Origin of the sequence: Lysinibacillus sp. Bpr_S20 (genome assembly GCF_023337835.1) — a bacterium.
GTDB lineage: Bacteria > Bacillota > Bacilli > Bacillales_A > Planococcaceae > Lysinibacillus.
Genome location: NZ_JALNLQ010000003.1, coordinates 311,379 through 323,712 on the forward strand (window position 1 = coordinate 311,379; position 12,334 = coordinate 323,712).

Annotated in this window: 11 protein-coding genes; 2 read left to right on the top strand and 9 right to left on the bottom strand. The window is 37.2% G+C overall.

The window, feature by feature from the left end; genetic code table 11:
- Positions 1-127: 127 nt before the first annotated feature.
- Together MWJ95_RS09320 and MWJ95_RS09325 are read right to left on the bottom strand one after the other, a co-directional pair.
- The gene (locus tag MWJ95_RS09320) at positions 128-613 is read right to left on the bottom strand and encodes a helix-turn-helix domain-containing protein (RefSeq protein ID WP_249105162.1); all 486 of its coding nucleotides are present in this window, start codon (positions 611-613) and stop codon (positions 128-130) included.
- Between the two features lie 1,162 nt (positions 614-1,775).
- Entirely contained in the window at positions 1,776-2,033 is a 258-nt protein-coding gene (locus MWJ95_RS09325; protein ID WP_249105164.1) for a hypothetical protein, read from the bottom strand.
- Positions 2,034-2,144: 111 nt separating this feature from the next.
- Here MWJ95_RS09325 and MWJ95_RS09330 point away from each other — a divergent pair, with 111 nt between their 5' ends.
- Positions 2,145-2,387, top strand: coding sequence for a helix-turn-helix domain-containing protein (locus tag MWJ95_RS09330; protein ID WP_249105166.1), 243 nt, complete (start codon positions 2,145-2,147; stop codon positions 2,385-2,387).
- A gap of 94 nt (positions 2,388-2,481) precedes the next feature.
- Positions 2,482-3,210, top strand: coding sequence for a hypothetical protein (locus MWJ95_RS09335; RefSeq protein WP_249105168.1), 729 nt, complete (start codon positions 2,482-2,484; stop codon positions 3,208-3,210).
- A gap of 674 nt (positions 3,211-3,884) precedes the next feature.
- Here MWJ95_RS09335 and MWJ95_RS09340 read toward each other — a convergent pair.
- The 7 genes from MWJ95_RS09340 to dxs form a co-directional block, all read right to left on the bottom strand.
- A complete protein-coding gene (locus MWJ95_RS09340) occupies positions 3,885-4,856 on the bottom strand; it encodes a tyrosine-type recombinase/integrase (protein WP_249105171.1) in 972 nt (323 codons plus the stop codon).
- Positions 4,857-4,994: 138 nt separating this feature from the next.
- Positions 4,995-5,786: a sporulation transcription factor Spo0A gene (gene spo0A, locus MWJ95_RS09345; protein ID WP_249073651.1), complete on the bottom strand. Its 792-nt coding sequence runs from the start codon at positions 5,784-5,786 to the stop codon at positions 4,995-4,997.
- 325 nt (positions 5,787-6,111) lie between these two features.
- Positions 6,112-7,059 carry a SpoIVB peptidase S55 domain-containing protein gene (locus MWJ95_RS09350; RefSeq protein WP_249073650.1) on the bottom strand — a complete coding sequence of 316 codons (948 nt, stop codon included), beginning with the start codon at positions 7,057-7,059 and terminating at the stop codon, positions 6,112-6,114.
- 120 nt (positions 7,060-7,179) lie between these two features.
- The gene (gene recN / locus MWJ95_RS09355) at positions 7,180-8,871 is read right to left on the bottom strand and encodes a DNA repair protein RecN (protein ID WP_249073649.1); all 1,692 of its coding nucleotides are present in this window, start codon (positions 8,869-8,871) and stop codon (positions 7,180-7,182) included.
- A gap of 35 nt (positions 8,872-8,906) precedes the next feature.
- On the bottom strand, positions 8,907-9,356 hold the full coding sequence (ahrC, locus tag MWJ95_RS09360) for a transcriptional regulator AhrC/ArgR (protein ID WP_249073648.1): 450 nt from the start codon (positions 9,354-9,356) through the stop codon (positions 8,907-8,909).
- A 100-nt stretch (positions 9,357-9,456) separates the two neighbouring features.
- Positions 9,457-10,275, bottom strand: coding sequence for a TlyA family RNA methyltransferase (locus tag MWJ95_RS09365; RefSeq protein ID WP_249073647.1), 819 nt, complete (start codon positions 10,273-10,275; stop codon positions 9,457-9,459).
- Positions 10,275-12,176, bottom strand: a complete 1,902-nt coding sequence (dxs, locus tag MWJ95_RS09370; protein WP_249073646.1) for a 1-deoxy-D-xylulose-5-phosphate synthase — start codon at positions 12,174-12,176, stop codon at positions 10,275-10,277. The genes MWJ95_RS09365 and dxs overlap by 1 nt, the downstream gene beginning before the upstream one ends.
- Positions 12,177-12,334 lie beyond the last annotated feature (158 nt).

Below are 12,334 nucleotides of genomic sequence, written 5' to 3' on the forward strand. Positions count from 1 at the left end.
TCTTTTAAGCATTAATGAGCGCTAAATGTTTTAAGTCTTTATACGTAAGTCTTAGTAAGTAAGTATTAATACGGTACAAATATTGCACCACTGCAAAGTAATAATTACACATCGTAAAATATGAGCATCATAACAACCCATCCCTGGCTGCAGCTTGTATCTTTTCAAATGCCTGCTTACGCTCATGTCTTTGTTGAATATCAGCAAGACGCGATCTTTCATGTTTAATTCGCTTCGCTAACGCATCTGGAAACCTGTGGTCAAATGCTGTACGATTCGAAATAGGACGCTTGAAGAAGTACACGTCATTATCATAAGTAGGATTACGATTTACTAAGATTAAATCCAATTCTTTCAGCGTGCTGATAGCAGTCACAACGGTACTCCTACTTACGCACAATGCATCAGCTATTTGATCCTGCGTTGGCCAAGCGTATCCCTCCGTATGATTAAAACGGTGCAATAAATACAGATAGACTCGTAGTGTTGCACCTGTAAATTTCGGATGAAATGAATATAATTCGAATATTGCGTTAGGAACTCCAGTCCAACCAGCATCGTATTTAAAAGGCAATACTTTTTGTTCATCAATTGTCTGCTTTTGTTCTGTCATAATATCGTCTCCTTTAGTTTTTATTTGGTGTATAAACGCCGATTGAGCGACGGAATTGCCTCCTACTATATATCCCCAGTAAAATGATTCTTTTTGGGACAACATTTCAAAAATAATTCCTACTTTGTAGTGCTCGGTAAAATAGAATTTTGATATCACTTTTCGTAAAAAATACTCCCCTACTTTACATAGCAGACTAAAACCCTTAATTGATATCACGTTTTAAAAATTTCTCCCTACTTTATTTAGCCTACTAAAATCAAATTCTGTTAACACTTCCGTTAAAAAAGTTTGCCTACTACTTTATATACCCGAATAAAAATTCAGTTTCGGACATGTTTCTGATAATTTCCTCCCTATTACTTAATCCTCGGCAAAACATCCAATTTGATATCACTTTTTATAAAATTTTAGTTCTACTATATCCAGCACACTAAAACGTCGTGTTTTGGGACAATTTGCAGAAAAAACATTCTCCTATTATTAAGTACCGAGTAAAAAGCTAAATTTGATATCACTTTTAAAGAAAAACCTCTTCCTACTACTCTTATATCCATTAAAATTCCGTTTGTCGCACTTTCGTTAAAATAAAATTTCAATGCTGAACCGTCCCTACTAAGCTTATATACATAAAAAATGAGTTTCGCACACTTTCAAGGAAAATAAATCAACAATGTTTAACAACCTCCCTACCTTTAATAGCACACTAAACCTTTCATTTCGATATCACTTTTTCTTAAAACAATCCAAAATACCTACGAACTATATCGAAGTTATAAAAAATAACGGCCATCACGTTGCAGCATGAGGACCGTCATATATAAGAAGCTAGTTCGTCAATTCTCTCTATGTTAACGGAATGTCGCCAACCACTCCGCTAGTTTAAATCATTATAAAGCCGCCTGTATGTGTAACTTGGTGAAACCGCTAAATACCGTTTGCAATACTGCTGTTTAATCTGTGAGCATTTGCCGATACTCTGATGTAGTAGCGCAATAGAATCCGTCTATTTACGCTCCGACCGCCTTCACTCAGCGTTGAATATCGCCAACTATCCAACCGTCGTGGCAAGTAAGACGTGCCTTTACGTCTGCAAAATTATCATCTGTAGCAAATTCCGTATTATCCACTATCAGCGTCCGATACCGTAGTAAACTACGTATTAAGCTAACAATCTAGGAGCCTGCGCTAGAATCGCTAGTAGTTCGACAGGTTCGCACGTGTCTAGTTCAGCAAATAACGCAGCTGATTCATCGGTCCAAGAAAAATGAACTTCATTATCTCCGATGTGTAATGTTGCTTCATCTGCATAACCTAGTTGCTTATAGACTTCTAAATGTACTCCGGCGAAAATTTCGGTTCTTACTACTTCATAATTAAAGCCTGGCTCAATCTCAATGATTTGTGTTTGTGTGTTCATAAAAACAACCTCCCATAAATATATTTTTGGTACGCATATAAGTACCACTTCTGCTATTATTATATGGTACGCTATTGCGTAACGTCAAGTATATTTTAGGAGGAATTTTAAATGGCTAAGCAAGTGGTTATTAAAATTGATTACTTAATTGAAAAGTACGAGGTTAAATCATTAAGGAAATTGGCGGAAATGTGCGATATAAGACACGCAGCATTAAGCGAATTGAATAATGGTAAAAGAAGAAATATCAACTTCGGACACATCGAGAGGATCGCTGAGACTTTGGGGATTGAGAATATTACTGAGATAATTGATTTTGTAGAAGTAGACGAAGAAAAAGCGCAAGCCGACTAATTGGCTGCGCTGTTTTATTACTTTATAAGGACGATACTTTTATATTCTTGTAATATAATGTAATAACGTAAATATTAGGTTAGGAGATGATTTAATGTCGGACATCAAAACAAATATAAAATTTTATATTGATTCCATGAAAAGCGTACACAAATCTATTATAGAAATAAACGGGACATCTTTTATTGTAAATCATAAAAAAACTTTATTATTTAGCCTTATAGAAACACTCTCAAAAACTGTCTATCCAGGTGAAAGTAATAAAAATAAATTTATAAATTTCATAAGTGATTTTTGTATGTGGGAAGAGTATGATAGGGTTAGTATTCAACAATTAAAATATTATATGGATAAAATAGATTCTTTAAATATAACATTGTACTCCAATTTAATTACATACATTAATGAAACTCTCTCAGAATTCCCTAAGTCTACTCCAGTACCATTTTCGATCGACCCTACTGTTGAAACCATTAATAGTTTCATTCCATCTTCACAAGGAAATATTAACGGAAAAAAAATAAATCTTTTCACTCACGGTGAATTGATATGGCGCTATAGAAATGCTTTAGTGCACGAAGCTAGAAGTCTAGGTACAACCGAAATGTTCAAATATGAACAACCACATTATGTTCCTTTTACTTATATAGATTCTTTAGATGATAAAATTTCAGTAAGCGATAAATATTTCGTAATTTGTTATCCTCTTAATTTCTTGAATACTTTAATTGATGTAGGTATTGATAATTTAGAAAAACATCTCATTTTACATAATATTAATCCTTATGATACATATTCATTAGAAAATTTGTGGGTAGATTAAAATATATCATTGACATAATTTTCCTATCTTCTCACCATGAAGCCGAGATAAGGAAAACGGCTTGGCGCTGATTTCGGTTGCCTACGTTAGCGATTCAAAAAAAAGAATCAACTAACATAGACAGCCGATTTTTCATGAATCCTCAATTAAGGTATCCGTATTGTATGCCCTTGTTTAATCGTGATCCTTTCGAATCGATACACGTAGTTTCTACTTCTGCCCCCGAAACGTCTTGTAATCCGTCTACACGCCTCTTGCATGTATCGTAAATGCTTATCCTACTGTTATGAGGAACTCGGCAACAATTACAATATATCGTGTACCCTGCGTGACCGTAGCCACTCAGACCTTCCACTCCTGACCAAATATGTGCGTCAACCACATTCAGACACTACGAAAAACAAGGAACTCGCTTATTGTGTCCTAGCCGAATTTAATGCGTTGGCTCGGCGTAACCTGACGTGTTTTTTAATGACGCTTAACGGCTTCTCGTCAGTGAGCGTTCCTAAAAAAGGCAATAGGAAACTAGACCTTTGCATTTTACGTTTTTTTCGAGTAAAATGAAGGCATATCATCGCTCATATTCAGTTGTGAGTGAACACTAACGCTGCCAGGCAATTAGTGTAATCGTTTTAAGAGTCGTTAGTGCGTCAACACTAGCGGCTTTTTTCTATTTAAATATTTAAGTTCTCTAACGGACTATGCTGTCGGTACTTCTTCATCACTTCCTTATCAGCAAAATCTAAATAAATTTGAGCAGTAATATCAACGCTGGCATGTCCAAGCAAACGAGATAACGTCGCTAAATCACCACCATTAACTAAATACCTTTTTGCAAAATTATTTCTGAGCAAATGAGGTGTCACCTGTAACCCGACATCTTTACTACGGAGTCTAAATGAACGCTCGACTCCCTCAATCCGTAATTTAGTTCCTCTATTCGTCGGAAAGACATAAGAGCTATCTGAATATCGATCCTTGTATGCTAGCCATGACCTAAGATGTTTGCGCGTCTTTTCAGAGTAGTAAACGAAACGTTGCTTGCTGTTTTTTGTCTTTCGTAATAACAACGCATTGCCTCGCAAATCAATATCAGACACTACAACTTCCAACAATTCTCCTATTCTAGCACCAGTATCAAAAATTAATCGCGCAATTACCCAGTCGCGATACTGATCGAATTTCGTAACGTCGAAAGAACGGAAAAACTGTTTTAATTCATTATCTTCGAGCATAACTTTGATTTTTCGCTCCGGTTTAACATTCTTTAAATCCTTCAAAGGATTGCTGCGAATAAGTTGTTCTGAATATAAATGCGAATAAAACGCTTTTATGTTTCGCACATAATTCGCTATTGTCGTTTTACTGACCGGCTTGCCAAAATCACCACGTCGTTCTGGATAGTTTACAGGTGTTTCATCGGCGCTTACCTCGAACTTACCCCTTTCTTCGATTGAACGAATATAGGCTCGTACATGCTCTGCCTTAACGCTTTTAACATCATCTATTTCGAAGTTATCGAAAAGATACCTTGCGAATAGTCTAAGCGTTTGCTCATACGATTTTAGCGTTTTAGGCGAAAGACCTTTTGCGGAACAATCCAACATATAACGGTCAACTTCGATTAAAAACGGACTTATAGACATAAAAAATACGCCCCCTCAAACAGTCGGCGCAAACTGTCTAAAAAGGCGTTATATTTTTCGCTATATAAGCGTTATCTAATTTAGATTTACCGATCATTCTCCGCTAAGCCAATCGCTACAAACCTTGATATACCGCGATTAACTCGCCATCATATCAATGCGAATCTTGTCAGCGATCATGGCGATGAATTCGCTATTTGTCGGCTTTGATTTTAAATGGTGTACTGTATACCCAAACATCGACGAAATCGATTCATAATTGCCTCGATTCCATGCGACTTCAATGGCATGACGAATCGCACGTTCAACTCGTGATGGCGTTGTGTTGAATTTTTTAGCGATTTCCGGATATAAAATTTTCGTCACAGAGCCCAATAACTCGATATCTTCAAACACCATCTGAATAGCTTCTCGCAAATAAGAGTAACCTTTAATATGTGCAGGAACGCCGATTTCTTTAATGATGGCTGTAATCGTGCTATCTAATTGATGTTGATTTAATTTTTGAGGTGCCGCTGGTTGTAAAACACTTGTCTTTTTAGGAAGTGTAGCCTTCTGTCCAGCACAATGTAAAATCTTTTGAACCAATTGGTCAAATTCAAATGGCTTTAGCATGAAATAAGAAGCCCCTAAGTCTACAGCTTGTTTCATGACATCTTCTTGACCGAATGCAGTTAACATGATCACTTGAACTGAAGACATACGTTCATTCTGATACATCGACTCTAAAACAGCTAACCCATCAAGATGTGGCATGATTATATCTAGAAGTAAAATATCTGGAGTGAACTCCTCTAGCATTTGCAAGCAAACTTTCCCATTTGAAGCTGTTGCAATTATTTCAATTTCAGGATGTCCTTGAAAATACTGCTCCATTGTTTTTAATAACTCACGATTATCATCTGCAATCGCAACTTTAACCTTTGTCATTTAAATTCCTCCTTCTGCTCCTCAAAGCGTCACTTATCCCCTAATGCATTTTTTGCACACTTTGGAATTTTCGACATTTTTGTTTTAAAAACCTTTTCTATTTCCAAAAATGAGTATGTAGTCCGATACTTTCTTTTTATATCGACAAGTTATGATAAATACCTGCAAAGCTTCTTAAGCTTATACCATTTATTTTAGTGAAAAAATGGAGATAAAACTACAGTTTTTTTTAAGTATCGCTAATCGCTTCATAAATAAATGAAATACATGGTGAACGACATATTTTCATGAAAGAATGGAGCTACCATTTGGCAGCTCCTTCTGTTTATGAAGATTTTTTTAACATTTCCGCTACCGTAAGGGCTGCTCCTTTTGTTGGCTCCTCCACGAACATATGTGTAACTGCACCTACAAAACGACCGTCTTGAATGATAGGACTGCCACTCATTCCCTGCAAAATACCACCTGTTTTTTCAATGAGCTTTTTGTCAGTTACTATGAATTCAAGTCGTTCATTTTCGACCTTTATAATTTCAATTGAAAAGGTTTCCACCTTGCTGCCCTCTATCGCAGTATAGATTTCAGCCTTCCCTGTTTTTATATCTTTTTCATGCATAATTTCAATTGCTTTAGGCAATCTTTGTTGGTAACCGTCTTCCCAACGACCGAAAATTCCATAAACTGTATTTTTATCTATACTCCCTAATCGATCCTGATGTTTTTCAATGGAGGATATTTTATAGCCAGGTTGACCCGGTATGCTTTTACGAATTTGTTGAATCGAAGCTAAGAAAATGGAGCCAGCATGGAAAATAGGGGCTTCTTGTAGGGTTGAATCAACGATTTGGTGGCCTAATGCTCCGTAATTTTTTGTCTCGGGATCAATGTATGTCAATGTTCCTACTCCATCTGTTTCATCTTTTAGAAAGGAAATAACATGTTCTGCTTCTTGCTCTTGTAAATTAAGTGTTATTTCTTTTCCTTCACTTTTTATCGTCCATTTCTGTTGTCCTTCGCGATTAACAGCCTTTTTAGCATCTGAAAGCGTTTTTACTGTAATATCATTTATTTTTTCAATTACAGCGCCTCCTTTCATCCACTGATTGGAAGCTAATAGCACATCATGCGCTACAAATACATGTGATAGCTGCAATTGAATACCAATTGCTTCGCCCATCGGAATTAGCTTTTTTGCGGCAAAAGCCTTTACGGGCATGAATAATAAAACGATGAGCATAGGCAAAATGACAAATTGACGCCAACGACGATACATACGACACCTCCTTTTTATTTTTGTCTTTTTACTATGTGTTGTTGTGGCGTTCTTATAAGCGGTAAATATTTGCGTAAAAAGAAAAAAGCCAGAAACAACGAGCTGTTTCTGGTTCTTTCGCTATCTCATTTGTTTTTTTCGTTCATTCGCCATTTTTAAAAGCTCTGTTGCATGCTGCAAAGTTAGATCTGTAATTTCTGCTCCAGATATCATGCGACTTACTTCTTCAATACGAGCGTCCGTATCTATCTCCAGCAATGACGTAAATGTTCGATCATGCTCAACTTCTTTTTTAATAAAATAATGATGATCGGCCATCGCTGCCACTTGCGGTAAATGCGAAATACATAAAACTTGAGAGTTTACGGATATTGCTGCAATTTTTTCTGCAATTGCTTGCGCTACACGACCACTTACACCAGTATCTACCTCATCAAAAATAATGGATGTTATACCATTAGAGGAAGAGAATATCGTCTTTAATGCAAGCATCATACGCGATAATTCCCCACCAGAAGCAATTTTCGGTAAAGATTTTGGCGGTTCGCCTACATTTGTAGAAATATAAAAAATGACTTGGTCTTTACCATTCGCATCAAAGTAAGGCAATTCATCAAAATTAACAATAAATTTTGCTTTTTCCATATGTAATTCACGTAGTTCGGCCATAATAGCTTCACTTAAATTATGTGCAGCATCTTTTCGAACAGAAGAAAGTTCTGCAGCATGCTCATTTAGTATGGCTTCTAATTCCAGTACTTTTCGTTCTTTTACTTGCAAAATTTCGTCTCGATTTAAGAGCTCATTTAGCTCCGTTTTAATTTTATCGTAATACGCTAAAATTTCTTCAACTGTTGTGCCATATTTGCGCTTTAAATTTTGTAATAATGCTAAACGTTGCTCAACTTCATTCAATCGGGCTGGATCAAATTCTAATTCGTCCAACACATTTTTGACCTGGTAAGCAGCATCCTGCAATGCATAAAATGCAGTCGTGACAGATTCTGACGCTTCTTTAAATTGCTCGTCAACAGTCGCAGCATCCTCTAAGGCTCCCATTGCATTGCCAATCCAATCAAGGCCTTTTGATTCTCCTTGAATAGCTTCATAAGCTGCACTCGAGCGTTCGAAAATCTTATTAAAATTCATAAGACGGCGACGTTCATCAAGTAGCTCATCTTCCTCGCCAAGTTTTAAATTGGCATCCTCCAGCTCTTTCATTTGGAATTGGTACAAATCAATACGTTGCGCCATTAACTGTTCATCGATTGAAATCGAAGCTAATTCTTTTTTTAGTGAACGATACTCATCATATTTAGAACTGTACAAATCTTGAATAGGTGTAAGTTGTTCCTCAGCAAAATGGTCAAGTAAATAGATATGTTGTTTCTCATCCATAAGTTCTTGATTTTCATGTTGTCCATGAATATCGATGAGACTAGATCCAATATCACGTAACACAGATAATGGCACAAGTTTACCGTTTACTCGACAAACACTTTTTCCCGTGTCATTTAAATCACGGCGCAAAATAATGGCATCTTCTTCAATTTCAATGCCTGCCTCTTCAAGTTTCTTATGTACAGGATGCCCAGAACTAGAAATTTGAAATAAACCACCTAATTCAGCTTTTTTAGCTCCATGACGAATAAATTCGGTATTTCCTCGACCGCCAGCAAGTAAATGCACCGCATCGATAATAATTGATTTTCCTGCACCTGTTTCACCTGTTAAAACAGTTAAACCATCTGAAAAACTAACTGTTAAATCCTCAATGATGGCAAAGTTTCGAATACTAAGCTCTCTTAACACAAATTGTCACCTCTGTATCAAATTACCCTACTATTTTATAGCATTTCTAATAAGCGATTTTTTGTATTTTCACGCTCATCTTCATTACGACAAATAATTAAAATAGTATCGTCTCCAGAAATAGTACCTAAAATTTCAGGCCAATCTAAATGATCAAGTAGTGATGCAATAGCATTGGCATTACCAGGAAGAGCCTTCATGACTAAAAAGTGCGATGCACCATCAATACTAACAAAAGCATCCGCTAAAGCGCGATGTAATTTTTGTATAGGATTGAAACGTTGGTCTGCGGGCAAGCTATATTTATAGCGTCCATCCTGTAAAGGTACTTTTACCAAATGAAGTTCTTTAATATCACGTGATACCGTTGCTTGTGTCACATTATAGCCTGCATCTTTTAAAAATTCGACTAAATCATCTTGTGTTTCAATTTCATGGTTGGCAATAATATCCCGAATTCGTATATGCCTTTGTCCTTTATTCATATTGGTCACCTCTTATAAATAGTTGATTATTTGTATATTTACACTACCATTTTAAACATAAAAGCACAAGAAAAAACACGGCTCTATAAACGAGCACGTGTTATTTTAGTGCACTATGCGCTTCTTCAACGAGTGCATTAAAAGCTGTATATGCAGGAATTTCTTCATCACCAATAGGATTCACTAAATGGAATAAAAATTCAATATTCCCCTCGCCTCCTGTAATTGGTGAAAACGAAGCATCCTTCACAACAAAGCCAACTTCAGTCGCCATTGCAGCTGTCTTTTCTAAAACTTCTAGATGTACTTTTTTATCACGAACAATGCCTTTTTTACCGACATTTTCTTTACCAGCTTCAAACTGAGGCTTCACCAGTGCCATTACATCGCCACCTGGCATTAACAATGTTTTTAAAACCGGTAAAATAAGCGATAATGAAATAAAGCTGACATCAATGGTTGCAAAGTCTGGTAAGCCCTCGGTTAAATCTGCGGCTGTCGTATAACGGAAATTTGTTTTTTCCATTACAGTTACACGTTCATCAGAACGGATTTTCCATGCTAGTTGGTTGGAACCAACGTCTAATGCATAGCAATGTCTTGCACCATGCTGTAATGCGCAATCAGTAAATCCTCCTGTAGAGGAGCCAATGTCAAGCATTAGCTTCCCCTCTACAGACATATCAAAAATTTGTAGTGCTTTCTCAAGTTTCAAGCCACCACGACTTACATATTTTAAATCAGAGCCTTTTACTTGTAGTGGTGCATCTATAGCTATTTTTTCCCCCGCCTTATCGATACGAGTTTCATTCGAAAAAACAAGCCCTGCCATAATAGAGCGCTTTGCTTTTTCTCGTGTTTCACATAGCCCACGCTCTACAAGTAAAATATCTACACGTTCTTTTGGATGTTTTGTCATTATTTATTCAAACCTACTTGCTGTTTTTGTTGAAGTAACACATGCATACGTGCTGCTGCGTCCTCAGCCGTCATATGGATTTCAGCGAGAAGCTGGTCTACATTACCATGCTCAATAAAGTGATCAGGGATACCCATACGATCGATTATAGCATTTAAATAGCCATGGTCATGGGCAAATTCTAATACACCACTACCGAAACCACCTTGTAGAACTGCTTCTTCAATTGTCAATATTGGCTTATGGTTCGATAATATACGGTGAAGCATATCCTCGTCCATCGGTTTAATGAAACGTGCATTGACTACTTCGATCTCTATTCCTTGCTGCGCCAAAATATTGGCTGCTTCTAATGCCATGGGAATGGTCGTACCAAAAGTTAAAATCGTTGCATCCTTACCTTCACGTAACACTTCCCAGCTACCAATTGGTAACGTCATAAGCTCATCATCCAACGGAACGCCTGCCCCATTACCTCGAGGATAACGTAATGCAATTGGACCACCATCATACTCAATGGCTGTTTTCACCATATGCTGACCTTCATTTTCATCTTTTGGCATCATAATTGTCATATTTGGTATATGACGAAGGAACGCAATATCAAATACGCCTTGATGTGTTTCACCGTCTGCGCCAACTAAGCCTGCACGGTCAATCCCAATAAAGACATTGAGGTTTGGACGTGCGATATCATGTAACACTTGGTCATAGGCACGTTGAAGGAATGTAGAGTAAATTGCTAAAAATGGCTTCATTTTTTGTGTTGCTAGACCAGCTGCCATCGTTGCTGCATGTTGTTCAGCAATACCTACATCAAAGAAACGTTCTGGGAAATCCTTTTGGATACCTTGTAATTTTGAGCCTACTGGCATTGCAGGGGTAATAGTGACAACACGTTTATCCTCATGAGCAATTTTACGTACAGTCTCAGCAACCAAACTACTCCAAGCTGGGCCTTTCGCCTCTGACTTTACAAACGCACCGTTTTCAATTTTATAAGGACCTGTACCATGCCAATTACCAATTGTATCATCTTCAGCAGGTTTATAGCCTTTACCTTTTTTCGTAATAACATGAACGAGCACTGGGCCTTTTACTTTTTTAGCTTGTGATAAAGTTGACTCAAGCGCTTCAAAATCATGTCCATCAATCGGACCCAGATATTTAAAGCCTAGCTCCTCAAAGAACACACCTGATACCACTAAATATTTTAAGCTATCCTTTAAACGCTCAGCAGTTGAAGCAAGCTTACCACCTAGTACCGGAATCTTATTAATGAGTGATTCCACTTCTTCTTTGGCTTTTGAATATTCTTTGGCTGTACGAAGACGTCCTAGTACATTGTGTAACGCTCCGACATTTGGAGCGATTGACATTTCATTATCGTTTAAAATAACAATCATATTTGTTTCAGCATGGCCGATATGGTTTAGTGCCTCAAGCGCCATACCGCCAGTTAAAGCTCCATCTCCAATAATTGGTATCACGAAGTTCTTTTCTTTTTTGATATCACGTGCCGCTGCCATACCCATGGCTGCTGATAAAGATGTCGAGCTATGACCTGTCTCCCACTCATCATGTTCACTCTCCACACGCTTTGGAAAACCACAAAGCCCTTTGAACTGACGTAATGTATCAAATTGACTTGCACGGCCTGTCAAAATTTTATGCACGTAAGCTTGGTGGCCAACATCCCATAAAAACTTATCTTGTGGACTGTCAAACATTTTATGGAGCATAATTGTTAGCTCCACAACACCTAGGTTCGGTCCGATATGACCACCTGTGACAGAACATTTTTCGATTAAGAAGGTACGAATTTCTTGTGCTAGTTGCTCAAGGCCCTTCTTATCTAAGTTTTTTAAAAAGGCTGGACTAGTTATCTTATTTAAATCCACCTTTCTCACACACCTTTTCAATAAATTATTCACCGTAATTGTGTTTCCACTATTATAACAGTGTTATTAATATGCTAAAAGTACGAACACTTTTTGTTTGCTTATCGGCAAACGCCCTCAACTATTTTAGCATATTATGTACCTTTAACGCCTTGTTT